This is a genomic window from Novosphingobium sp. NFX11 (assembly GCF_057376415.1).
In genome coordinates this window covers 644,576-668,578 of record NZ_CP080384.1, presented here as the reverse complement: position 1 = coordinate 668,578, position 24,003 = coordinate 644,576, and the positions used below count along the sequence as shown (strand labels likewise).

23 protein-coding genes and 1 pseudogene are annotated in these 24,003 nt (G+C 65.9%); 12 read left to right on the top strand and 12 right to left on the bottom strand.

Translation table 11 applies throughout. From position 1 onward, the window contains the following. Positions 1 to 107 precede the first annotated feature (107 nt). Positions 108 to 3,281, top strand: coding sequence for a TonB-dependent receptor domain-containing protein (locus tag KZO24_RS03520; RefSeq protein ID WP_271184739.1), 3,174 nt, complete (start codon positions 108 to 110; stop codon positions 3,279 to 3,281). Positions 3,282 to 3,402: 121 nt separating this feature from the next. Next, on the top strand, positions 3,403 to 4,188 hold the full coding sequence (locus KZO24_RS03515; protein ID WP_271184738.1) for a hypothetical protein: 786 nt from the start codon (positions 3,403 to 3,405) through the stop codon (positions 4,186 to 4,188). Positions 4,189 to 4,367: 179 nt separating this feature from the next. On the opposite strand, the gene clpB is transcribed toward KZO24_RS03515, so the two are convergent. Further along, on the bottom strand, positions 4,368 to 6,947 hold the full coding sequence (clpB, locus tag KZO24_RS03510) for an ATP-dependent chaperone ClpB (RefSeq protein WP_271184737.1): 2,580 nt from the start codon (positions 6,945 to 6,947) through the stop codon (positions 4,368 to 4,370). A gap of 272 nt (positions 6,948 to 7,219) precedes the next feature. Here clpB and KZO24_RS03505 point away from each other — a divergent pair, with 272 nt between their 5' ends. The 3 genes from KZO24_RS03505 (at position 7,220) to KZO24_RS03495 (ending at position 11,066) form a co-directional block, all read left to right on the top strand. Beyond that, positions 7,220 to 7,675 carry a nuclear transport factor 2 family protein gene (locus KZO24_RS03505; protein WP_271184736.1) on the top strand — a complete coding sequence of 152 codons (456 nt, stop codon included), beginning with the start codon at positions 7,220 to 7,222 and terminating at the stop codon, positions 7,673 to 7,675. Between the two features lie 410 nt (positions 7,676 to 8,085). Continuing rightward, positions 8,086 to 10,764: a M16 family metallopeptidase gene (locus tag KZO24_RS03500; protein WP_486486880.1), complete on the top strand. Its 2,679-nt coding sequence runs from the start codon at positions 8,086 to 8,088 to the stop codon at positions 10,762 to 10,764. Then, positions 10,761 to 11,066 (top strand): hypothetical protein, encoded by a 306-nt coding sequence (locus KZO24_RS03495; protein ID WP_271184734.1) that lies wholly within the window; start codon positions 10,761 to 10,763, stop codon positions 11,064 to 11,066. The genes KZO24_RS03500 and KZO24_RS03495 overlap by 4 nt, the downstream gene beginning before the upstream one ends. A gap of 453 nt (positions 11,067 to 11,519) precedes the next feature. Here KZO24_RS03495 and gatB read toward each other — a convergent pair whose 3' ends face one another. The 8 genes from gatB to rpsU all read right to left on the bottom strand — a co-directional run bounded on the left by gatB (position 11,520) and on the right by rpsU (position 17,338). Next, complete coding sequence (gene gatB, locus KZO24_RS03490; protein ID WP_271184733.1) at positions 11,520 to 13,022, bottom strand: Asp-tRNA(Asn)/Glu-tRNA(Gln) amidotransferase subunit GatB; 1,503 nt, start codon at positions 13,020 to 13,022, stop codon at positions 11,520 to 11,522. After that, positions 13,015 to 13,425, bottom strand: coding sequence for a type II toxin-antitoxin system VapC family toxin (locus KZO24_RS03485; RefSeq protein ID WP_271184732.1), 411 nt, complete (start codon positions 13,423 to 13,425; stop codon positions 13,015 to 13,017). The genes gatB and KZO24_RS03485 overlap by 8 nt, the downstream gene beginning before the upstream one ends. Next, positions 13,422 to 13,745: an AbrB/MazE/SpoVT family DNA-binding domain-containing protein gene (locus KZO24_RS03480; RefSeq protein WP_271184731.1), complete on the bottom strand. Its 324-nt coding sequence runs from the start codon at positions 13,743 to 13,745 to the stop codon at positions 13,422 to 13,424. The genes KZO24_RS03485 and KZO24_RS03480 overlap by 4 nt, the downstream gene beginning before the upstream one ends. A gap of 36 nt (positions 13,746 to 13,781) precedes the next feature. After that, entirely contained in the window at positions 13,782 to 15,266 is a 1,485-nt protein-coding gene (gene gatA / locus KZO24_RS03475; protein ID WP_271184730.1) for an Asp-tRNA(Asn)/Glu-tRNA(Gln) amidotransferase subunit GatA, read from the bottom strand. Between the two features lie 134 nt (positions 15,267 to 15,400). Further along, positions 15,401 to 15,703 (bottom strand): Asp-tRNA(Asn)/Glu-tRNA(Gln) amidotransferase subunit GatC, encoded by a 303-nt coding sequence (gene gatC, locus KZO24_RS03470; protein WP_008832562.1) that lies wholly within the window; start codon positions 15,701 to 15,703, stop codon positions 15,401 to 15,403. 202 nt (positions 15,704 to 15,905) lie between these two features. Next, on the bottom strand, positions 15,906 to 16,394 hold the full coding sequence (locus KZO24_RS03465; RefSeq protein ID WP_008832563.1) for an FKBP-type peptidyl-prolyl cis-trans isomerase: 489 nt from the start codon (positions 16,392 to 16,394) through the stop codon (positions 15,906 to 15,908). Further along, positions 16,391 to 16,966: an FKBP-type peptidyl-prolyl cis-trans isomerase gene (locus tag KZO24_RS03460; RefSeq protein WP_271184729.1), complete on the bottom strand. Its 576-nt coding sequence runs from the start codon at positions 16,964 to 16,966 to the stop codon at positions 16,391 to 16,393. Before KZO24_RS03460 ends, KZO24_RS03465 begins: the two co-directional genes overlap by 4 nt. A 165-nt stretch (positions 16,967 to 17,131) precedes the next feature. Further along, on the bottom strand, positions 17,132 to 17,338 hold the full coding sequence (rpsU, locus tag KZO24_RS03455) for a 30S ribosomal protein S21 (RefSeq protein WP_008832565.1): 207 nt from the start codon (positions 17,336 to 17,338) through the stop codon (positions 17,132 to 17,134). 223 nt (positions 17,339 to 17,561) lie between these two features. Between rpsU and KZO24_RS03450 the strand changes: the two genes are divergently transcribed. From KZO24_RS03450 to KZO24_RS03420, 7 genes and pseudogenes are all read left to right on the top strand, one after another. After that, positions 17,562 to 17,795, top strand: a complete 234-nt coding sequence (locus KZO24_RS03450; protein ID WP_008832566.1) for a type II toxin-antitoxin system Phd/YefM family antitoxin — start codon at positions 17,562 to 17,564, stop codon at positions 17,793 to 17,795. Beyond that, positions 17,792 to 18,178, top strand: a complete 387-nt coding sequence (locus tag KZO24_RS03445) for a type II toxin-antitoxin system VapC family toxin (RefSeq protein ID WP_069708081.1) — start codon at positions 17,792 to 17,794, stop codon at positions 18,176 to 18,178. Before KZO24_RS03450 ends, KZO24_RS03445 begins: the two co-directional genes overlap by 4 nt. A gap of 41 nt (positions 18,179 to 18,219) precedes the next feature. Further along, positions 18,220 to 18,627: a fluoride efflux transporter CrcB gene (crcB, locus tag KZO24_RS03440; RefSeq protein WP_069708082.1), complete on the top strand. Its 408-nt coding sequence runs from the start codon at positions 18,220 to 18,222 to the stop codon at positions 18,625 to 18,627. Beyond that, a pseudogene (locus KZO24_RS03435) lies at positions 18,624 to 19,905 on the top strand (RluA family pseudouridine synthase). Before crcB ends, KZO24_RS03435 begins: the two are co-directional and overlap by 4 nt. After that, positions 19,902 to 20,552 carry an HAD-IA family hydrolase gene (locus tag KZO24_RS03430; RefSeq protein WP_008832570.1) on the top strand — a complete coding sequence of 217 codons (651 nt, stop codon included), beginning with the start codon at positions 19,902 to 19,904 and terminating at the stop codon, positions 20,550 to 20,552. The pseudogene KZO24_RS03435 and the gene KZO24_RS03430 overlap by 4 nt, the downstream one beginning before the upstream one ends. Then, positions 20,549 to 20,776 carry a hypothetical protein gene (locus KZO24_RS03425; protein ID WP_008832571.1) on the top strand — a complete coding sequence of 76 codons (228 nt, stop codon included), beginning with the start codon at positions 20,549 to 20,551 and terminating at the stop codon, positions 20,774 to 20,776. The genes KZO24_RS03430 and KZO24_RS03425 overlap by 4 nt, the downstream gene beginning before the upstream one ends. Next, on the top strand, positions 20,773 to 21,480 hold the full coding sequence (locus tag KZO24_RS03420) for an ATP12 family chaperone protein (RefSeq protein WP_271184728.1): 708 nt from the start codon (positions 20,773 to 20,775) through the stop codon (positions 21,478 to 21,480). Before KZO24_RS03425 ends, KZO24_RS03420 begins: the two co-directional genes overlap by 4 nt. A gap of 84 nt (positions 21,481 to 21,564) precedes the next feature. Here the strand turns inward: KZO24_RS03420 and KZO24_RS03415 are convergent, their stop codons facing one another. From KZO24_RS03415 to KZO24_RS03405, 3 genes are all read right to left on the bottom strand, one after another. Further along, positions 21,565 to 22,113, bottom strand: a complete 549-nt coding sequence (locus KZO24_RS03415; protein ID WP_486486879.1) for an outer membrane protein — start codon at positions 22,111 to 22,113, stop codon at positions 21,565 to 21,567. A gap of 335 nt (positions 22,114 to 22,448) precedes the next feature. Then, a complete protein-coding gene (locus tag KZO24_RS03410; RefSeq protein ID WP_271184727.1) occupies positions 22,449 to 23,042 on the bottom strand; it encodes an ABC-type transport auxiliary lipoprotein family protein in 594 nt (197 codons plus the stop codon). Positions 23,043 to 23,053: 11 nt separating this feature from the next. Continuing rightward, entirely contained in the window at positions 23,054 to 23,992 is a 939-nt protein-coding gene (locus tag KZO24_RS03405) for an MlaD family protein (protein WP_271184726.1), read from the bottom strand. Between the last annotated feature and the right edge of the window lie 11 nt (positions 23,993 to 24,003).

Below are 24,003 nucleotides of genomic sequence, written 5' to 3'. Positions count from 1 at the left end.
GTTCCTTGTTGCAGTCGCGAACGGCCCGGGCAGGATGGGGCCATGACCCGGATTTCCGGCCGGGTCGCGGGCAGGCAGAGCCCGCAGACGCATACAGGGGACACACCATGATCAGGACCAAGGGCGGACTGCTTCGCAGTGCCGCGTTCCTTCCAGCCATTGCACTTCTCACCCCGTTCACGGCCTTCGCACAGGACAGCGACCCCGCGCCCGAGCAGACCGCGCCGGTCTCGCCGGATCTCAGGGCGCCCAACACCCCGCCGCCAGCCGACGAAGGGACCATCATGGTCACCGGTTCGCGCATCAAGGGCGGCGATGTGTTCCGTAGCCCTTCACCGATCTCCATCGTCGATCCCGAACTGTCGAAGAAGATGGGCCTCATCGATACGGCCGCGATGATCCAGGGCTCGCCGATCGCCAGCGGTTCCTCTCAGATCACCTCGGCGATCTCGTCGAACTTCGTGACCAACGGCGGTTCCGGCGCCCAGACGATCTCGCTGCGCGGCCTGGGTGCCGAGCGCACGCTGGTCCTGCTCAACGGTCGCCGTGCCGGTCCCGCCGGTACGCGCGGCGGCGTGTCATCGTTCGACCTCAACGTGCTGCCCTCCTCGATCATGGAGCGCGTCGACATCCTGAAGGACGGCGCCTCGTCGATCTACGGGTCGGACGCCGTCGCGGGCGTGGTCAACCTGATCACCAAGACCGACACCAACGGCATCGAGGCCAACGGCTTCACCTCGGTCCCCACCCGCAGCGGCGGCGAGGAATACAACGGCTCGCTCACCTGGGGCAAATCGTGGGATCGCGGCCACATCCTGCTCGCGGGTGACTACTACAAGCGCAAGGAACTTGCGCGCGGACAGCGCAAGTACCTGCAATGCGAGGAAGACTACGTCTTCACCGACGAGAGCCATAAGACCCGCGCCGACCTCGTCGATCCGCGCACCGGCGAGTATCGCTGCGGCGGCCTGCCCTGGGGCCAGGTCTGGACTTACGACTACAGCTACTACTACTCGCCCAACGGCTCCAACATCCCCGGAAGCCAGGGCGTCGGCGACGTGACGCTGTTCCAGTACAATTACCCGGGCAGCAACCTGGGCCGCTACATCCCCGGCATCGGACCGCGCACCACCGCCGGCCAGATCGCCGTCCCCGAGGGCTGGTATCCCGTCGGCTACGATCCCGCATCGATCGCGGTCCAGAACAGCTACCACCCCTACGTCAACCAGGACACCGTCATCCCGCAGACAGAGCGCTACACGCTCTATGCCGACGGTGCCTTCAAGGTCAGCGACGCGGTCGAAGTCTACGGCGAGTTCCTGTTCAACCGCCGCAAGACCTACCAGAACGGCTCGCGCCAGATCTGGCAGTTCGGTTACGGCGAATACTTCGACTATGTCGATGCCGATGGCAACGAAGGCGGCTTCGCGGGCAACCCGCTGGCGCAAGGCTGGGGCGGCGCCGCACTGTTCAGCCCGACCGGCTACACCAACCTTTCCGACAACTCGCAGCGGGTGGACTACTACCGCGGCCTGTTCGGCGTGCGCGGAGACATCGGCAAGGGCTTCAGCTACGACGTCTACGGCCAGTACTCGAAGTCGAAGGGCATCTACCGTTCGCAGCAGATTCTCGCCGACTCGATGGCCTATCCCTACGGCGACAGCCGCGATGCGACTTGCGCCGACATGGGCAACCCGGTCACCCCGATCGGCGGCAAGCAATGCGTGGACGTGCGCTGGTACGATCCTTACTTCCTCGCCGGCGAATTGACGCCCGAGGAAGTCAACTTCCTGTCCGACTGGGAGGAAGGCAAGACCACCTATACGCAGAAGTACGTCGAGGCGATCGTCACCAACCCCGAACTGCTTACCCTGCCCGCCGGGCCGGTCGGCATCGCGATCGGCGCGACGTACCGCGAGGACCGCATCAACGACACGCCCGGCGCGATCACGCTGGCCGACAATGCCTGGGGCAGCACCGGCGCGGGTATCACCGCCGGCAAGACCCAGACGACCGAAGCCTTCGGCGAAGTTCGCATCCCGATCCTCGCCGACATTCCGTTCTTCAAGAACCTGGAATTCTCGGGCGCGGCGCGCGTCACCAACGTCAAGGCGATCCGGTCTTCGGATGGCTTCTCCGACAGCGACAACGGCAACTGGACCTACAAACTGGGCCTCAACTGGCAGGTCAACGACTGGCTGCGCCTGCGCAGCACCTACGGCACTTCGTTCCGCGCGCCGGCGCTGTTCGAGCAGTTCCTGGCCGACCAGACCTCGTTCCTCAGCCAGCGCCAGATTGACCCCTGCATCCAGTGGGGCACGAAACTGGCTGACGGCGCGATTTCGCAGCAGTTCGCGGACAACTGTGCGGCCGATGGCGTCGCGGCGAACTACACCGGTGCGGGCACGGGCGCGACCATCGTGACCGGCGGCGGCATCGGCCTGCTCAAGCCGGAAACCTCGAAGGCCTTCACCGGCAGCGTCATACTGACCCCGCGCTTCAGCTTCCTGCCCGATACCCGTTTCAGCCTTGCAGTCGATTACTTCGACATCGAGGTCAACGGCGAGATCGCGCAGCTCGGCGCCGGAAACATCCTGTCGCAGTGCTACAACTCGGACTTCTATCCGACCGATCCGCTGTGCTCGTACTTCACCCGTAACGACGACGTTCCGGGTTCGCAGGGCAACGGTTCGAACGTGAACACGGTGCGCGACAGCTTCATCAACGTGAACAGCCAGCGCAACCGGGGCATCGACGCCACGCTGCGCATCACGCACGAGTTCACGCCCGACGTGAAGCTGACGCTGCAGAGCGAGATCACCTGGCAGCTCAAGGATACCACCGCGCTGTTCAGCGGCCTCTACGAAAGCTCGAACGGCGAAGCGGGCGATCCCAAGTGGACCGGCGACTTCAAGGCGATCCTCGACTGGAGCAACGTCAGCTTCTTCTATGGCCTGACGATGATCGGCGGCACCGATAACCGTCCGGACTTTCTGGATGACGGCGGCTCGATCTGCGACACCAGCACCGCCTATCCGGACGGCCGCTGCGTCAGGCTGACGACCCCGGCGTGGTTCCAGCACAACGCATCGGTGACCTGGAACCTCGACGAGGACAAATATGCCTTCACCCTGGGCGTCACCAACTTCACCAACGCCAAGCCGCCGCGCATTTCCGTGGTCGGCGGCAACGGTGCCGACATCCTGGGCAACGGCGTGTTCTACTCGCAGTACGACATGGTCGGCCGCCGCTTCTTCGCGAGCGTGAAGGCCAAGTACTGAGGGTTTCCCCAGTCGGGGCGCGCATGCGCGCCCCGACCAACCTTTCGACGGGGGCGGTGGAGTGACGGCTCCCCGCCCCTGTGCTTTATCTGTCCTTCCGATCCCACAGCACAGGCATCCGATGACCCGCATCCGCCTCAAGCCCGATACCCTCGACGAAGAGAACGCTCGCTTCGAGCAGGTCGCGCTCCCTCGCCCGCTGTTCCTCAATTCCGTGCCGAAGTCCGGCACGCATCTGCTGCGCAATGTCATGCGCATGTTCGTGCCCGTTGCCGACCACTACAAGGCGACGTTCATCCAGTGGGGCAACCTGTTCGACCACCTCGGCGCCTTCGACGCCTCGCGTAATATGTTGAGTTGGGGGCACCTGCTGTTCTCCGACGCCTCGGCGGTGGAAGCCGCGCCCGCGCGCAAGATCATCCTGGTGCGCGATCCCTACACCTGGGTGCTGGCCCGCGCGCGCTTCTTCGTTTCCGAACAGTTCGGCGACAATGCCGTGCTGGTGAAGGACGAGGGGCTGAGCGTCGATGCCCTGATCAACCTGATGATCACCGGCATCCACCAGAAATCGATGGGCCTCAAGGACATGTACATGTTCAACGCACTCGGCTGGATGGGGCGCGATACCACCGTGATCCGTTACGAGGACATGGTCGAGGCGGTGAAGGATCTCGACAGCCGCCGTGCCGAGGCCTTCTTCATGGGCTTGTTCGACGCGGCTGGCCTCGCGAAAGTGCCCGAGGACTGGCGCGAGCGGGTCCGCATCGGCGCCGACCGCAAGCAAAGCGGCACCGCGCGCGAGAACCTCAATGCCGCCGCCGAGATTCCCGACGAATTGAACGCGCAGCAGAAGGCGCTTGTCGACTTCAACGCCCCCGGGCTTCGCGCGCTTCTCGGGTATTACTGATACTGGGAACGCGATGACTTCGGATCGTAATATCCCTCGTCATTGCGAGCGAAGCGAAGCAACCCAGGGCAGTTCAAGACCGCCCTGGGTTGCTTCGCTTCGCTCGCAATGACGATCCAATTTAAGGTCATTGCCCGCTCATAATCCTCCCCGCCGCACCGCGACGGGGAGGATGGGCATCACTCTACGGTGATCGCCAGCGCGCCGTCGCCGTCCTCGATATGGACGTGCGAGCCGTCGGGCACCTCGCCCGCCAGCAGTTTCTCCGCCAGCGGGTCCTGCAGGTAGCGCTGCACCGCGCGCTTCAATGGCCGCGCGCCGTAGACCGGGTCGTAGCCGACACGCCCCAGCCACCGCTTCGCCGCGTCCGACAGGTCGAGCACGATCTTGCGGTCCTTGAGCAGCTTCTGCACGCGGGCCACCTGGATATCGACGATCGGCGCCATGTGCTCCTGGCCCAGCCGGTGGAACAGCACGATCTCGTCGAGACGGTTGAGGAACTCGGGCCGGAAATGCCCGCGCACCACTTCCATCACCTGCGGCTCCACGGTGGAGACGTCCACGCCCTCGTCAAGCCCGGCAAGGTACTGGCTGCCGAGGTTGCTGGTCAGGATGATGAGCGTGTTGGTGAAGTCCACCACACGGCCCTGCCCGTCGGTCAGGCGCCCGTCGTCGAGCACCTGCAGCAGCACGTTGAAGACGTCGGAATGCGCCTTCTCCACCTCGTCGAACAGCACGACCTGATAGGGCCGTCGCCGTACCGCCTCGGTCAGCACGCCGCCTTCCTCGTAGCCGACATAGCCCGGAGGCGCGCCGATCAGGCGGGCGACCGCGTGCTTCTCCATGAACTCCGACATGTCGATGCGCACCATCGCTGTGTCGTCATCGAACAGGAAGCCCGCCAGCGCCTTGGTCAACTCGGTCTTGCCGACGCCCGTGGGGCCGAGGAACAGGAACGAGCCGAGCGGCCGGTTCGGGTCCTGCAGGCCAGCGCGCGCGCGCCGCACCGCCTTGGAGACGGCGGCGACGGCATCGGTCTGGCCGATCACGCGGCCGCCGATGATCTGCTCCATCTTGAGCAGCTTCTCGCGCTCGCCTTCCAGCATGCGGTCGACCGGAACCCCGGTCCAGCGGCTGACGACGCCGGCGATGTCGTCCTCGGTCACTTCCTCGCGCAGCAGGGCGTTCCCGGCGGAGACTTGCGCCTCGACCAGCTTCGCCTCCAGCGCGGGGATCGTCGAGTAGGACAACTCGCCCGCCTTGGCGTAGTCGCCGCCACGCTGGGCCTGCTCCAGTTCGATGCGCGCGGCGTCGAGCTGTTCCTTGAGCTTGCCTTCCGCCGCGATCTTGTCGCGCTCGTTCTGCCAGCGGGTGGTCAGTTCGCTCGACTGCTGTTCGAGGTTGCTGAGTTCCACGCGCAGCGCGGCAAGCCGGTCCTTCGACGCGGAATCGCTCTCCTTGCCGAGCGCCATTTCCTCGATCTTGAGCTGGACGATGCGGCGGTCGAGCTTCTCGATCTCCTCGGGCTTGCTTTCCACTTCCATGCGGATGCGGCTGGCGGCCTCGTCCATGAGGTCGATCGCCTTGTCGGGCAGGAAGCGGTTGGTGATGTAGCGGTTGGACAGCGTCGCCGCCGCCACGATCGCGCCGTCGGTGATCCGCACGCCGTGGTGCAGCTCGTACTTTTCCTTGAGCCCGCGCAGGATCGAGATCGTGTCCTCGACCGTCGGCTCGCCCACGAACACGGGCTGGAAGCGGCGCTGCAGGGCGGCGTCCTTCTCGACGTACTTCTGGTACTCGTCGAGCGTGGTCGCGCCGATGCAGTGCAGTTCGCCCCGCGCCAGCGCGGGCTTGAGCAGATTGCCCGCATCCATCGAGCCTTCGGAAGCGCCCGCGCCGATCAGCGTGTGCATCTCGTCGATGAACAGGATGATCTGGCCGTCAGCGCCCTTCACCTCGTCGAGTACGGCCTTCAGGCGCTCCTCGAACTCGCCGCGGTACTTGGCGCCCGCGATCAGCGAGCCCATGTCGAGCGACATCAGGCTGCGGTCCTTGAGGCTGTCGGGCACGTCGCCATTGGCGATGCGCAGCGCGAGCCCCTCGGCGATGGCGGTCTTGCCGACGCCGGGGTCGCCGATCAGCACGGGGTTGTTCTTGGTGCGCCGCGCGAGGATCTGGATGGTGCGGCGGATCTCCTCGTCGCGGCCGATGACCGGGTCGAGCTTGCCGTCCTTCGCCGCCTGCGTGAGATCGCGGGCGTACTTCTTCATCGCATCGTAGGCGTTCTCCGCGCCCGCGCTGTCGGCGGTGCGGCCGCCGCGCAGTTCGGTGATCGCGGCTTCGAGTGCCTGCGCCGTGACATTGCCCGCCTTGAGCGCCTGGCCCGCCGCCGTGGTCGTCGCCAGCACGAGGCCCAGCAGCAGCCGCTCGACGGTAACGAAGCTGTCGCCCGCCTTGGTCGCAGCCTGCTCGGCGGCGTCCAGCACACGCACGGCGTCGTTGTCCAGACCCGGCGAACCGGCCGCGCCGCTGCCCGAAACGGCGGGGATTTTCGCCAGCGCCTTGTCGAGTTCCTGCGTCGCGAACACCGGGTTGCCACCGGCGCGCTTGATGAGCCCGGCGGCCATGCCTTCGGGATCGTCGAGCAGGGCCTTGAGGATATGCTCGGGCGCGATGCGCTGGTGGTTCAGGCGGATCGCGACGGTCTGCGCGGCCTGCAGGAAACCCTTGGCGCGGTCAGTGAACTTTTCGAGATTCATTGTGGAATGTGCCTCCTGATCCCGCTCATATGGTGTTGCTTATATGCAACACAAGGGCTGGGCGCCCGAATTTTTCCTTAGTCGGTGAAATGCCCGAAGTCGTTGATCGGGCGCAACAGGAGCAGGCCGGAGCCGGCTGCCGAGGCAAAGATGGGTGCCCGTTGCCGTTTTGCCAGAGGGCGTTTCGCCGGGGCGGTAAAGCACCCGCCGGCCTAGCCCCGCCCGAAGCCCTGCCCTAGCCTTCGCGCGATAACCCCACGGGAAGAGGCTCAATGGCGAAATTCACACCCCAGCAGGCGGCAGACGTCCTCGCGATCAAGCAGGTGATCTACGAGTGGGGCGACGAACTCGACATCCACAACGGCCTGAAGATGCGCAAGACCGACTGCCTCGCCGAGGATGTCCGCTACAACGTCGGCGGCCAGTGGCGCGAGGGGCTGGCGGCGGTCGAGGCGTTCTACAAGGGCCGCGCCGAGACCATGAAGGCGGGCGCGGGCCTCATGACCATGCGGCATATCATCACCTCGCTGCGGGTCGGTTTCGAGGGCGAGGACCATGCGAAAGTCGGCTACCTGCTGGTGTTCTTCGCGGCGCTGGGCGACGGGCCTTTCGACAAGTACTGCGACCCGCTCGCGGTGGCCGACGTGAAGATGGAATGCCGCCGCGATGCCGATGGCGAATGGCGAATCTCGCTGTTCGATTCGGGGCAGATCTTCAAGCGGGGGTAAATTTCCCGCCTCGTCATTGCGAGCGAAGCGAAGCAATCCAGGGCGGCGTAGACCTGCCCCGGATTGCTTCGCTTCGCTCGCAATGACGAAATTATGGGCGAACATATCGTTTAACGTTTGCCGCTGGCCACGCCGAAACAAGCTGCTAACCTCCCGCTCATGCGATCCGTATCCACGTCGAGCCTGAGCGCTCTCGCCGCCGCCCTCCTCCTCTCCGCCTGCGCTGCCGCCCCTCCGGCACGCCTGTCGCCAGCACGCCGACGGCGCCGCCTGCACCGGAGGCCGCACCGCCTAGGCCCGCCGCCGCATCGCCGCAGGAACTGGTCGCGAAGGTCGACATCCCCTACGACAAGTTCGTCCTCGCCAACGGCCTCACCACCATCGTCCACACCGACCGCAAGGCGCCGATCGTGGGCGTCACGCTCTACTACAAGGTCGGCTCCAAGAACGAGCCGCGCGGCAAGACCGGCTTCGCGCACTTGTACGAGCACCTGTTCTTCGGCGGCTCATCCAACGTGCCCAACTTCGACATTCCGCTGGAAGCGGCCGGGTCCACCTCGACCAACGGCTCCACCTGGTACGATCGCACCAACTACATCGAGACGGTGCCGACCGGCGCGCTCGACCTTGCGCTGTTCATGGAGAGCGACCGCATGGGGGCGCTGCTCCCGGCCGTCACGCAGGACAAGCTCAACAAGCAGCGCGGCGTCGTCCAGAACGAGAAGCGGCAGGGCGACAACCAGCCCTACGGCCTCGCCGAATATGCGGTGGCCGAGGGCCTGTTCCCGGTCGGCCACCCCTATCACCACTCGACGATCGGCTCGATGGCCGACCTAGACGCCGCCAGCCTGACCGACGTGCGCAAGTGGTTCACCGACCATTACGGCCCCAACAACGTCGTCCTCGTCCTCTCGGGCGACATCGACGCGGCGACCGCGAAACCCAAGGTCGAGAAGTGGTTCGGCGCGATCCCGAAGGGGCCTGAAGTCGCCCCCGTCGCGGCCGGGCCGGTCACCCTGCCCGCGCCGATCTCGCGCGATCTGACCGACCAGGTGCCGACCCTGCGCCTCAGCCGCGACTGGAGCGGCCCCGGGCTCAACGATGCGGACGCCCCCGCGCTGCGCATCGGCATGCACATCCTCGGCGGCCTTGCCAGTTCGCGGCTGGACAACGAACTGGTGCGCGGGCAGCAGCTTGCCGTCTCCGTCACCGCCTCTGCCCAGACGTTCGAGCAGGCCAGCTTCCTCGACGCCTCGATGGACGTGAAGCCCGGCGTCCAGCGCGCCAAGGCCGAAGCCGCGCTCGACAAGGTCATCGCCGATTTCGTCGCCAAGGGGCCGAGCGAGGACGAAGTGCGCCGCGCCGTCACCTCCATCCTGTCGAGCGAGATCGGCGGACTTGAACAGGTCGGCGGCTTCTCCGGCAAGGGCGCGACCCTGGCCGAAGGGCAGGTCTATTCGAACGATCCGGCCAAGTACAAGGCGGACCTCCAGGCCATCGCCGCGCTGACGCCCGACGCCGTGCGCACCGCGATGGCCAGGTGGCTCGGCCGCCCGGTCTACAAGATCGCCGTGGTGCCGGGCGCGCGCACCGAGGACGGCGCGAAGATGGGCGGCTGGGGTGACGAAGCCGCCAATCCGCCCGCAGCGGCAGGCAAGACCGCCAAGGCCGCGAAGCTCGCCCCCGCGCCCAGGCGCACCGCGCCGCCGGTCGCGCCGGTCAGCGCCCTCGCCTTCCCGGCGATCGAGCGCACCACGCTCTCGAACGGCATCCCCGTCACGCTGGCGCGGCGGACCACGGTGCCCAAGCTGGTCCTGTCGATCGACTTCGACGCCGGGTACGCGGCCGATGCGCTCGACACGCCGGGCACGCAGGGGCTGATGCTCGGCATGCTCGAGGAAGGCACCAAGACCCGCAACGCCACCCAGATCGCCGAGGAACAGGAGCGCCTCGGCGCCTCGATCGGCACCGGTGCCAGCCTCGACACCAGCAGCCTGACGCTGAGCGCACTGAGCGACAATCTCGCGCCCTCGCTGGCTCTGGCCTCCGACGTGCTGCTGCATCCGGCTTTCGCGCAGGCCGACTTCGACCGCGCGCGCGGACAGGCGCAGGCCGAACTGGCGCAGGCCCAATCGACGCCGAGCGCGCTGGCCTCGCGTACGATGAGCGGCGAACTCTTCGGCACCCATCCTTATGCCCAGCCCGGCGACGGCCTCGGCAGCGATACCGCGCTCGCCGCCCTCACGCCCGAGGCGCTGCGCGCCGCCCACGCCAAGTGGCTGCGCCCCGACCTCGCGCGGATCACCGTGGTCGGCGACGTGACCATGGAGCAGCTCAAGCCGCTGCTGGAAAAGGCGTTCGGCGGCTGGAAGGCCCCGGCCGCACCCAAGCCGGTGAAATCGCTCGACACCGCGACGCCCGCACCCGCATCGCGCGTAGTGCTGATCGACCGGCCGAACTCGCCGCAGTCGGTGATCCTCGCCGGGCGGGTGCTGCCGCTGACCGGCCGCACGCCGAACGAGGAATCGCTGATGCTGGCGAACGACGTCGTCGGCAACGGCTTCCTCTCGCGCCTGAACCTCGACATTCGCGAGGAAAAGGGCTGGAGCTACGGCGTACGCTCGGGCATCAGCCAGGCGACGGGGCCGGTGACGATGCAGGTCATGGCACCCGTGCAGGCCGACCGCACGGGCGATTCGATCCGCGCCATCATCGCCGACATGAGCGCCCTGCCGACGAAGCAGCCGATCTCGGCCGAGGAGTACCAGCGCGTCACCGACGGCGCGATCCGCAGCTTGCCCAACGACTTCGAGACGAATGCGCAAGTGCTCGCCGCCATCGTCAAGAACGACCGGCTGGGACGGCCCGAGGATTACTATGTGAAGCTCGCGCAGACCTATCGCGGCATCGACGCGAAGCGGATCGGCGGCGCGGCGGCGCAGTATCTTCAGCCCGCCGACCTGACTTGGGTGATCGTCGGCGACCGCAAGATCGTGGAACCGCAGCTCAAGGCCCTGGGTTTGCCCGTAGAGGTCCGCCCCGCACCCAGCGTCGCGGGCGAGAACGAGAGCGAAGGAGCTTCCGAATGACCGTTGCCGGCACGTACGACTGCGTCACCAATACCCCGCTGGGCCGCCAGAAGGGCGTCCTCACCATCGAGCCCGGAGCAGGCGACAGCTTCTCCGGGAACATCACCGGCGACCTTGGCAGCATGGTCGTGACCAACGGCCGCATTGCCGGGCAGACCCTGACGTGGTCGATGAAGATGACCGTGCCGATGCCGATGGACCTCGACTGTTCCGCGACGGTCGAGGGCGATGCGCTGACCGGCACGGTGAAAGCCGGGATGTTCGGCGCGATGGAACTGACGGGAACGCGGCGCGCGGGCTGAGCTATCAGACCACACTCGTCCCCTACTTTCCCCTCGTCATTGCGAGCACAGCGAAGCAATCCAGGGCAGTTTACGCGGCCTTGGATTGCTTCGCTGTGCTCGCAATGACGAAGATGGGTGCGAATACTTCCGGAAAACTGCAAAGGCCCGACACCGCGCGCTCCACTGTGGCGCAATGCCGGGCCCCCTCACCCCCAGGTGAGCTCGTGCAGCGCGCGGAGCCAGATGCCCCGCTTCGCCGAATGCGCGGACGATGCCCCTTAGGCACGCCAGCGCGAAATTGTTGGAAAGACCCCCCGGTCTTCGCGCAATCGATAGCACCGCGAATTGCGAATACAAGCGGATTATTGCGAACAGTCCCTTCCCGGGACAACAAGAGTTGCACAGCGGACACAAAAAAGCCGCCGGACCGAAGAAACGGCACGGCGGCTTTTTCGTGAGGCTTGTTAAGCGTCAGCCGAGCTTCGCCTTCAAGATCTCGTTGACGACCTGCGGGTTGGCCTTGCCCTGCATCGCCTTCATCGTCTGGCCGACGAAGAAGCCGAACAGCGCGACCTTGCCCTCGCGGTACTGCGCAACCTTGTCGGCATTGGCGGCGAGGATCTCGTCGACCTTGGCCTCGATGGCGCCGGTGTCCGATTCCTGCTTGAGCCCCTCGCGCTCGACGATGACGCCCGCGCCGTCGCCGGTCTCCAGCATGATCTCCAGCACCTGCTTGGCGATCGAGCCGGAGATCGTGCCCTTGCCGACCAGCGCCAGCAGTTCGGCGGCCTGCGCATGGCTGACCGGCGAATCCTCGAGGCTCTTGCCCAGCTTGTTGAGCGCACCGAAGAATTCCGAGATCAGCCAGTTCGCCGCCTGCTTGGCGACTTCGGCGGGCGCCTTGCCCTGCGCCGAAGCGGTCTCGGCCAGCAGCGCCTCGAACCACTGGAACGTGTCGACGTCGGTGGTCAGCACCGCGGCGTTGTAGGCCGAAAGCCCCAGTTCGCCTTCATAGCGCGCGCGCTTGGCGTCCGGCAGTTCGGGCAGCGAGGCGCGGCACGCCTCCAGGAACGCATCGTCCAGTTCCAGCGGCAGCAGGTCGGGATCGGGGAAGTAGCGATAGTCGTGCGCGTCTTCCTTCGAGCGCATCGAGCGGGTGGTGCCGCTGTTCGGATCGAACAGGCGGGTTTCCTGCACGATCTTGCCGCCGCCCTCGATCACATCGACCTGGCGGTTCGCCTCGTGCTCGATCGTCTGCATGACGAAGCGCACCGAGTTGACGTTCTTGGTCTCGGTACGGGTGCCGAACTCGTCACCGGGCTTGCGCACCGAGACGTTGACGTCGCAGCGCATCGAGCCCTGGTCCATGTTGCCGTCGCACGAGCCGACATAGCGCAGGATCGTGCGCAGCTTGGCGACATAGGCCCCGGCCTCCGCAGGCGAGCGCATGTCCGGTCGGCTGACGATCTCCATCAGCGCCACGCCTGACCGGTTGAGGTCGACATAGGACATCGTCGGGTGCTGATCGTGCATCAGCTTGCCCGCATCCTGCTCGACGTGGATGCGCTCGATGCCGATGACCTTGTCCTCGGGGATACCCGCCTTCTCGTCCGCCTCGATCGTCAGCGAGCCTTCGCCGACGAGCGGGTGGTAGAGCTGGCTGATCTGGTAGCCCTGCGGAAGATCGGCGTAGAAGTAGTTCTTGCGATCGAAGCGCGACCACTTGTTGATCTGCGCGTCGATCGCCATGCCGGTGCGCACAGCCTGACGGATGCACTCGCGGTTCGGCACGGGCAGCATGCCCGGCATCGCGGCATCGATCAACGAAACCTGCGTGTTCGGCTCCGCGCCGAACGCCGTCGCCGAGCCGGAGAACAGCTTGGAATTGGACGTGACCTGCGCATGGACTTCAAGGCCGATCACGACCTCCCAGTCCCCGGTGGCGCCCTGGATGCGATAGGTTGATTCAGTCATCGGTCTGTTCCGGCAGAATGAGGTTCAATTCGGGAAAATAAGTGCGAAATCGACGCGGATCGCGCGTCAGAATGCTGGCCTGCTCGACGATGGCATGCGCCCCGATCAGGAGATCGGGCAGAAGCGAGCCACGGCGTCCACCATTGCGGATCCAAGCCAGATGCGCGCGTCCGGCCGCCCACGACACCTGCAGGCTGATGTCCTTCACCGGCAGAGCAAAACCATCGAGCACTTCGACCAGATCGGGGAAAGCGGAAAAGCGAGGTGCGATCTCCCCCACCACGATCGGATTGATGAATGCGCCTTCTTCCACCGCGTCCATCAACTGGCCGGACGACCAATCGTGAAACGGCGAATGCGGCTCGATCGCATCGATCAGAATATTGCTGTCTACGAGGATCACGAATCCGGGTTCAACTTGAAGTTCGGGTCCATTTCGAACGGCTGGATCGGTTCACGGATCATCGCCATGTATTCGTCCACGGAAACACCGGGCATGGTATCGTTCGCCTTGAAGATGGCCTGTGCCTTCTTCAATCGCTCCCTGAAATCTGCCCGGCGCCGCTCGATTTCAGCAGCATCATTCGCTTTAAGGATGCGAGCATTGCCGTCCGCATCCATCTCGAAGCGCACCGGGCGACCCGGCAGCAACCCAAGGGCATCGCGGATGTCCTTGGGCACCGTGACCTGCCCCTTGATGGTGAGGTTGCTCTCATGCTTCATGACGCAAGTATTACCTTTTGACGGTAATACCGTCAATCACCACCACTTCTCCGGCTTCGCCGCAAAGCCTGCGCGGCCTTCGATGGCTAGCCCTGCGTTCAGCACGCCCTGCTCGTCCAGCGGGCGGCCGATGATCTGGAGGCCCAGCGGCAGCCCCTGCGCGTCGAGGCCGGCCGGCACCGACATGGCAGGCAGGCCCGCCAGCGAGGCCGGGACCGTGAACACGTCGTTGAGGTACATCGCGATCGGGTCTTCGTTGCTTTCGCCAAGGGCAAAGGCAGCGCTCGGCGCGGTCGGGGTCAGGAGGACGTCGACCTGCTCGAAGGCCTTGGCAAAATCCTGCGAGATCAGCGCGCGGACCTTCTGCGCCTTCGTATAATAGGCGTCGTAGAAGCCCGCCGACAGCACATACGTACCGATCAGGATGCGGCGCTTGACCTCGGCCCCGAAGCCGTCGGCGCGGGTGGCTGCGTACATGTCCTGCAGGCCCGCGCCGTCGGGCAGGTCGCGCAGGCCGTAGCGCACGCCGTCATAGCGGGCGAGGTTCGACGAGGCTTCGGCAGGCGCGATGATGTAATAGGTCGCCAGCGCGTACTGCGTGTGCGGCAGCGAGACTTCGATCACTTCGGCGCCCGCGTCCTTGAGCCATGCGATGCCCTGCTCCCAGATCGCCTCGATCTCGGCGGGCATGCCCTCGACGCGGTATTCCTTCGGGATGCCGACCTTCTTGCCCTTGAGGTCGCCCGAGAGCGCGGCGGTCCAGTCCGGCACCGGCAGGTTCAGGCTGGTCGCGTCCTTGGGGTCGAACCCGGCCATGCTTTCCAGCATGATCGCGCAGTCGGTGACGTCGCGCGCCATCGCGCCCGCCTGATCGAGCGAGCTGGCATAAGCCACCACGCCCCAGCGCGAGCAGCGCCCGTAAGTCGGCTTGATGCCGGTGGTGCCGGTGTAGGCGGCGGGCTGGCGGATCGAGCCGCCGGTGTCTGTGCCGGTGGCGGCAGGCACGAGCCGCGCCGCGATCGCCGCCGAGGAGCCGCCCGAGGAACCGCCCGCCGTCAGCGGCGCATTGCTGCCGGGGCGACGCCAGGGCGAGACGACCGAGCCGAAGTGGCTGCTCTCGTTCGAGGAGCCCATCGCGAACTGGTCGAGGTTGAGCTTGCCCAACAGGCCCGCGCCCGCATCCCACAACTTCTGCGAGACGGTCGATTCGTACTGCGGCACGAAACCTTCGAGGATGTGGCTGGCGGCGGTGGTCTGCACGCCGTTGGTGGCGAACAGGTCCTTCATGCCGATCGGCACGCCGCCCATGGGGCCGAGTGCCTCGCCTGCGGCGCGCCTGGCGTCGATGGCCTTGGCGGCGGCGACCGCGTGATCGGGGGTGGCGACGATGAAGGCGTTCAGCGCGTCCTGCGCCGCCGCGACGTTGGCGTTAAACGCCTCGGCCACTTCGACGGCGGAGAAAGTTCCGGCGACGACGCCGTCGCGGATGGCGGCTACGCCAAGGTCGGTAATGTCAGTCATGCTGCATTCCAGATTTTGTGTGCTGCCCGTGCTTGCTTCGACAAGCTCAGCATGAGCGGGGATAGATTCAAAGTCTCTCTCCCCCAACTCCGCTCATCTGCGAGCTTGTCGAAGGATCGGGATAATCCAAAGGCTTATTCAATCACCTTGGGCACGCCGAAGAAGCCGTGCTGCGCGGCGGGCGCATTAGCCAGCACCGCGTCGCGCTTGTCGCCGCCGGTCAGCGGGTCGGCGTCGATCACGTCGTCGCGCAGGCGCAGGGTGTTGGGGATCACGGCGGTCATCGGCTCGACACCGTCGGTGTCGACCTGCCCGAGTTGCTCCACCCAGGCGAGAATGCCGTTCAACTCGGGCACCATGGCCTCAAGTTCCTGCTCGCTCACCTTGATGCGCGCGAGGCTGGCGATCTTCGCCACGGTTGCGGTATCGACCGACATGGCTTTCCCTTTACAGTTGAGCCCGCCGCGCATGGAAGCACGGCGGGCGGAAATTCTATAGCGGTGCGCTAGCAGCGGGGCGCTGCGGCTTCAAGTTCCCTGCCCCACCTTCGTCATCGCGAGGCCCGAAGGGCCGTGGCGATCCAGGGCGGTGAGCGCTGCCCTGGATTGCTTCGCTACGCTCGCAATGACGAGCGGTGTGTCACTGCGCAGGCTTGGCTGCCTCGCCCTGCTGCTGGGCCGCCTGAGCCTGCATCTGCGCCATCATCGCCTGGATTTCCTCAGGCGTCTTGAAATCCAGCAGGTCGATCTCGAAGACCAGCGTGGAATTCGCCGGGATCGGGCCGGACGCCTGCGCACCGTAACCGAGTTCAGGCGGAATGGTCAGGCGGTAGCGCCCGCCGCGCTCCATCTGGAGCAACCCTTGCGCAAAGCCGGGGACGACTTCGTCCAGCGCCATCGGCATCTGCTCGTTCTGGTCAAACACGGTGCCGTCCTGCAGCATGCCCTTGTAGTTGATCAGCACATAGCCATGCTCGGGCGGCTTGCCGCCGGTCCCGGCCTTGATCGCCTCGACCTTGACCTGCGGAGCCGCAGGCGTCGCCGCCGGGGCAGCGGGCTTTGGGGCAGCTTGCGCGAACACGGCCGAGGGCGCTGCCACGAGGAGCAGCGCCGCGATCGCTGCCTTCACTGCGCCGGAGCCGGAGCAGCCGGTGCTTCGACGCCCGGAGGCATCGCGCCCGGTGCACCCGGAACGCCGCCCGGAGCACCAGCGCCGCCCTGCATCTGCTGGAGCTGCTGCAGGATCTGCTGCTGCTGGCGGATTTCGGCGAGGCTTTTGTAGTCGATCAGTTCGACTTCGAACTTGAGGTCGGCGTTTGCGGGGATCGGCGAACCGGCGGGCGGGTTGGCGCCGTAAGCCAGCTCGGCGGGAATCGTGACGTCGTACTTGCCGCCGCGCTGCATCTTCATCAGCGCCTTGGAGAAGCCGGGCACGAACTGCGCGACAGGGTTGGGGTAGTTCTTGTTCTCGTCGAACACCTTGCCGTCGGTCAGCATGCCCTTGTAGTTGATGAGCACGACGTCTTCCATCGTCGGCGAGGCGCCGGTGCCGGCGGTCAGCGTCTTGACGGTGGGCGCGGGCGGCAGCGCGGCATAGGCCACACCGGCCGAGGCCAGAGCGATCGCGACGACACCGATCCAGATCTTGGAAACAGCGCCCTTTTCGATCGGCTGCAGCGCAACGCGGGTGATCTCTGTCATCGTCTGTGGCCCTCGTATTCTTTTGAAGCGCCCGGGCTGGCATCCCTTGCAGATGCACCAAGGGCGCGGAATGGTGATTCCGCGCCCTCATGGCTCAACCCGGCGCGGCATTCAAGCCGCTGATCCAGATTTAAAGATGCCCTGCGCAAAAGCGCAGGAAAGCTCTTACTTCGAGCCGTCGCGCTCGGCGCGCTTGCGCTCAAGCTTGCGAGCGCGGCGAACGGCGGCAGCCTTTTCGCGAGCGCGCTTTTCCGACGGCTTCTCGAAGTGACGGCGCAGCTTCATCTCACGATACACGCCTTCACGCTGCAGCTTCTTCTTGAGCGCACGAAGAGCCTGATCGACGTTGTTGTCGCGGACGAGAATCTGCATAAACCGAAACACCTCACAAAACAGACGAAGCCGCCACGCATCCGGTTCGGCGCGGCGTGCTGCGAATCTAGAGCCAATAAAAGGCCGCCGCCGGACTCGGAGGCAGCTGATTGAGCGGCCCGTTAGCAAAGTGACGGCTCGAAGACAAGACCAATCACCCGCAAAGCCTGCAGCTTGCCGCAATGCATCTCCTTAGCTATATATCTGGCTAAGGAGCATCACGATGACTCAGGTTTCCGTCCACGAGGCCAAGACCAACCTATCCCGCCTGATCGTCAGCGTGCTGGCGGGCGAAGAAGTGGTGATCGCACGCGGCAACGTTCCTGCCGTGCGTCTGGTCCCGATAAATCCGATCGGCGAACGCAAGTTCGGCGCGCTCAAGGGCGCGATCAGCGTGGACGATGCCTTCTTCGAGCCACTTCCCGCTGATGAACTCGGCGCCTGGAACCTCGATTGAGGCTGCTGCTCGACACGCACACACTGATCTGGTGGCTGGCGGGCGACGATCATCTGTCGGTTCGCGCCCGCGAGGCGATCGCCGATACCACCAACACTGTAGCCATCAGCGCGGCTTCCGCGATGGAGATCGCCACCAAGCACCGGATCGGCAAGCTGGACGGCGCGGCCGTGCTCGCGCGGGATTTCGAAAGCATCATCGCGGCGCAAGGGTTCGACGAACTGGCGATCAGCATCACGCATGCCCGCCTCGCCGGGCAGATGAACATCGCTCACAAGGACCCGTTCGACCGCCTGCTGATTGCACAGGCGCAGGCCGAAGACATGGTGCTCATTTCCTACGAAGCGCTGTTCGACGGATTTGCAGTGCAGCGGCTCTGGTAGGGCGGATTGGAATTCCGGCGATTCGCGGCTAAGGCGGCGCCATGCCCCAATCTTCCTTTATACTGGCCTCTCTTTATGTGGCCCTCGGCGGCGCGTTCGGCTCGTGGCTGCGCTTCCTCGTCGGGCGCGGCTGGACCGCTGCGCTCGGCCCGGTGCGCGCGGGCGTCTTTCCTTATGGCACGCTGACCGTCAATGTCGTGGGAAGCCTGCTGATGGGACTGGTGACCGGCTGGTTCGCCCGTCATGGCAATACCGGCGAAGGCACCCGCCTGTTCGTCACCGTGGGCGTGCTCGGCGGCTTCACGACGTTCTCGTCGATGAGCCTCGATTTCGCCACCTTGATCCAGCGGGGCGAGATCGCCACCGCTGCCTTTTATACCGCCCTGTCACTGCTCGCCGGATTCGGCGGCCTGTTCCTCGGCCTTTTTGTTATGCGGAGCGTGGCATGAGCAATATCGATATCGTCCGTCAATTCACCGTCGGTCAGGATGACGACGGCGTCCGCCTCGACCGCTGGTTCAAGCGGCACTTGCCCAAGGTGGGCTTCGCGATGGTCTCGCGCTGGGCGCGCACCGGCCAGATTCGCGTCGACGGCAAGCGCGCCGACGTCGACACCCGGCTGGAAGCGGGCCAGACCCTGCGCGTGCCGCCCGGCGGCGAGCAGAAGGCTTCGGCGAGCGGCGAACGCCCGCGCCGCGAACTGACCGAGGCCGAGATCGAACTCGCCGATTCGATGGTGCTGACGCAGGACCGGGCCGCGATCGTGCTCAACAAGCCGCCGGGCCTCGCCACGCAGGGCGGCTCGGGCATGAAGGAGCACGTCGACGGCCTGCTCGACGCCTATGTCGAGAAAGGCCCGCGCCCGCGCCTCGTCCACCGACTCGACAAGGACACCTCGGGCGTGCTGCTGATCGCGCGCACCCCGGGCAGCGCGGCGTTCTTCTCCAAGCGGTTCTCCGGCCGCACCGCCAAGAAGATCTACTGGGCGCTGGTGGTCGGGGTGCCGAGCATCAACGACGGCATGATCGAACTGCCGCTCGCCAAGCAGCCGGGCACCGGCGGCGAGAAGATGCACGTGGACGAGAAGGAAGGCCAGACCGCCCGCACCCGCTACCGCGTGATCGACCGCGCCGGCAACCGCGCCGCCTGGGTCGAGCTTCACCCGCTGACCGGCCGCACCCACCAGCTGCGCGTCCACATGGCGGCGATCGGCCACCCGATCGTCGGCGACGGCAAGTACGGCGGCCAGGAGGCATTCCTGACCGGATCGATCAGCCGCAAGATGCACCTCCACGCACGCCGCCTCTTGATCGAGCACCCGGACGGCGCCCCGCTGGACGTCACCGCCCCTCTCCCTGAGCACTTCGCCAATTCGCTGGAGCAGCTGGGCTTCGTCGAGATCGGAAGGCGACACCGAGATCGAGGCTCCGGCCGAGTTCACCAAGGAAGACCAGAAGAAGGCCGCCAAGCAGCACGCCAAGGAATACCGCAAGGAACGCCGGGGCGAGCGCCGCAAGCGCAGCGATGGCCCCGGCTCGGGCCAGACGCGGCTGAGCAAGCCCGGCAGCAAGCCCGGCGGAAAGGCGCCCGGAAAGCCTGCGGGCAAGTCGTTCGGGAAGCCGGGCGGCAAGCCCGCACGTCCCGGTGGCAAGCCTTCCGGTCCGCGCACGGGCGCAGCGCGCTCCGGCCCCAAGCCCGGCGGCGCGCCGCGAGGCAGGTCCCGGTGAAACTGGCGGTCTTCGACTGCGACGGCACCCTCGTCGATGGGCAGGCGCCGATCTGCGAGGCGATGGAGGCGGCCTTCGCCGCCTTCTCGCTGCCTTCACCGACGCGCGGGAGCATCCGGCGTGCGGTCGGGCTTTCGCTGCCTCAGGCGATCCGCCAGTTGCTGCCCGATTCGGACGCCGAGCAGCAACACGCCATGGCCGAGGCCTACAAGCTCTCGTTCCGCACCGCGCGCGAACAGGGCCGTGTCGCCCAGCCGCTGTTCCCGGGGATCGAGGACACCTTGCGCGCCCTTCATGCGAATGGCTGGACGCTGGGCGTCGCCACCGGCATGTCGGATCGCGGCCTCGGCTTCTGCCTTGAGGCGAACGGCATCGCCGACCTCTTCGTGACGCTCCAGACCGCCGACCGTCATCCCTCCAAGCCCCACCCCGCGATGCTGGAAGAGGCTTTGTTCGAAGCGGGCGCGCAGGCGTCGGAAGCCGTGATGATCGGCGACACGGCCTACGACATGCAGATGGCGACGTCCGCGCAAGTCCGCGCGGTCGGCGTGGATTGGGGCTATCACCACCCGCGCGAACTGTCCGAAGCGGGCGCCGAAATGGTCGCCGAGACCCCGGCGCAGTTGCTGGAGCACTTGCTCAGGTGAGCCAGCCGAAACCCGATCGCGATCCCGCAGCGCTGCGCTTCGCGATCATCAATATCGTGCGCATCGCCGGTGTCGCTTTCGTCGTGCTCGGCCTGCTGATGACGCAAGGCCGTATCTTTCCCGGCGCACCGGCATGGGTCGCCTATCTCCTCCTCGCCAACGGGCTGATCGACGCCTTCGTCCTGCCCGCGATTCTCATCAGAAAGTGGCGCACACCCAAATGAAGCGTTTCTACAAGGAAGCGACCGCCGAGCAGACCGAAAACGGCCCGGAAGACTCGGGCTGGCGCGCGGTCCTCGACGGCCGCCCAATCCGCACCGCAGGCGGCCGCCCGCAAGTCGTGCCGACGCAGGCGCTGGCGCGGGCGCTGGCCGCCGAATGGGCCAGACAGGGCGAGGAGATCGACACCGCGACCTTCCACTACCGCGACCTTGCCGACTTCGCGATCGACGCCGTCGCGCCCGCGCGCGGCACCGTCATCGCCGAACTGCTGCCTTACGCCGAAACCGATACCCTGTGCTACCGCGCCGACCCGGACGAGGCGCTCTACAAGCGGCAGATGGAAATGTGGGAGCCCGTGCTCTCATCCGCAGAGGCGCGGCTTGGCGTCACTTTCACACGCATCTCCGGCATCATCCACAAGCCGCAGCCGGAACCGACGCTGGCGTGTCTGCGCAGCGAACTGGACGCCTGCAGCGATTTCGAACTGGCCGCGCTCAAGATGCTGTCGAGCCTCTCCGCCTCGCTGGTCATCGCGCTGGAGGCGATCCGTCCCGGCGCCGATGCCGAAGCCTTGTGGAAGGCCGCCGAACTGGAGGCCGACTGGCAGGTCGAACTCTGGGGCGAGGACTGGGAAGCCACCGAACGCCGCGCCGCCCGGTTCGAGGCGTTCAGGCTGGCGATCGCACTGGCCGCACTCTCCCGCTGAAACGGAAAAAACCCGCCGCGGCGAGAGCCGGGCGGGTCTTTTGGCAAGAGCGGACGCCTACGGCGCCCGCCCCATGTCCTGAGATCAGAACTTGGCGCCCAGCGCGACGAGCGCGTTGTGGCGGCTGAAATCGCTTTCGTAGTTCGAGTAACGGTACTCGGCCTTCACGAAAAGGCGGTCCGACAGGTCGTACTGAGCGCCTGCGCCGAGACGGAAGCCGTCGCCATTGGCGCCTTCGCCGTAGCTGTCGACACCATCGGTGTAAGTCACGCGCAGACGGGCGTTGGTGTAACCCCCGAGCACGTAAATCTTGCTGCGCTCACCGACCTGGGTGCCGAGGCGCACGACAGCGGCGAGATCGCGGCCGGTCTTGATGCAGAGACGCTCGGCACCGGCCGACGCGCATTCCTTGGTGGTGCTGTCGGCGGCAGTGCCCTGGATGCCGACGAACAGGCCGTTCGACAGGGGAATGTCGTAGCCGGCGCTGATGCCGTAGGCGACGCCCTCGTCCGATCTGCCACCGACCGAGATCGAGTCGAGACCGGTTTCCACCTGCACGAAAGCCTGTGCCTGGGCGGCGGCCGGAACGGCGAACAGCGCGGCGGCAACGGCCACCGGGACGAACTTCTTCATGGTATGCTCCTGCAATATTCTTGTCGCACCCGCACCGTTACCGGCAGCAGGGAGGCGCCCCTTAGCGGGAGCGAAATTGCCGTCAAACCAAAGAGTTGTTTCTGGATTGTCATCAAAGCGTCACTGTTGCCGACAAGCAACAGAAACAAATGTCGATAAACGGTATTTTCAACCGTTTCCCGTCAATTCATTCGTTTGCCGTGATTTAAGCGCAATATGCGAATGAAAACTTTTTACCTTCGTCTCTTTTATATCGCGAAGGCGCTTCCCATGGACTTTTTAAATTAATCCTGGCCCTTCGCGAAACTCCGGCCGCGCTCCACGCAGCGAAGCGGTCAGCCCTTGACCCAGTCCGCCACCTGCCGCGCGACGTCGTTCGCCGCCTGGTTGAGTGCTGCACCCACCGGCTTGGCCTTGGCCTCGACGCCGTTCACCACGGCTTCGAAGCGCTTCGTCTGGAGCGGGCCGGTGCCGCGTTCCGAGCGCACCGCATCGAAGCGCACCACTACGGCGCTGCGCTGCGCGTCATAGCCCATCTGCAGCAGCCGACCGCCGATCAGCGTCTTGCCGGTGACCTCGAAGTCGCCGCCCTCGACCACCAGTTGTCCGGTGCGCGCGCGCAGGGTCTCCGCCAGCAGCGAGCGGAACTGGCGCGTGGGCTTCTCCACCCACAACGCGTCCTTGAGATAGGCGACGCTGGAGCTGTCCACCGTCACCGGCACCCGCAGCACGTCAAGGCCGCGATCGGATTCGGGATCGAGCACGACGATCGCATCCGACAACTGGCCGCTCGCAGTCGCCCCGACCGGCGCGCCGTCCTGCGCGGTGAGCTTGAGTAGTTCGTCGGGCGGCTTGGTGCCGAGGCTCACGCAAGCCGACAGGGTGAGCGCGGCAGCGGCCGCCATCAGTCCATGGCCAAAACGGTTCATCGCGATACCCCTCACGGCTTATAGTCGGGCAGCTTCTGCCCCTTGAGCAGCGCTCCGGCGCCCTGCTCGTCGATCTTCTCGGTCAGGCTGCGCAGCGCCTTGCTGGTCGCGCGCAAGTCGCGGATCGCGCTTTCGGCGGCAGGCAGCGTCTGCTCGGACACCTGATCCAGCGCGGGCTGAGCATGGGCCATCGTCTTGTCGAGCTGGTCCATCGACTTCTGCGCCGAGGCCAGAGTCTTGCGCAATTGTTCGGCCAGCGAACTGCCTTCGTCGCCCAGCAGGTCGTCGGCCTTGTGCGCCACGCCCTCGAACGCGGCGAGGGTCTGAGTGCCCTGCTTGAGCGTCGCCTGCAGCTCGCTCATCGTCGCGCGCAGTTGCGGCGTCGCCTGCGACAAGTCCTTCGTCATCTTGTCGGTATTGGCGAGGATGCCGGTGATCGACTTGCGGTTTTCCGCGCTCATCAGCTGGTTGAGGTTCTCGGTCAGCGTGGCGAGGCGTTCCATCAGCAGCGGCGCGTTGGTCAGCAGTTCGCCGAAGCCGCCGCGCTTGGTCGGGATGACCGGCACGCCTTCCGGCCCGGGCTCGGTCAGCAGCGGCGCGCCCTTGACGGCGCCTTCCAGCTGGATGTCGGAAACGCCGGTGAAACTGCCCTGGATGGTCGCGGTGGTGCCCACCGTGATCGGCACCTTCTCATCGACCTTGACGCGCACGCGCACGAAGCTGGGGTCCTGCGGCCATAGCTCGATCTGTGTGACCTGCCCCGAAGGCACGCCCGCATAGCCGACTTCCGACCCCTTGGCCAAGCCGTCGACCGACTGCTTGAAGAAGATGTCGTATTCGTTCTGGGCGCCTTCGTTGAGCCGCGCGATCCAGATGACGAACGCCGCGAGCGCCGCCAGCAGGACGAGCGTGACGACTCCGACCCAGACGTGATTGGCTTTGGTTTCCATCGCCTGCGCCC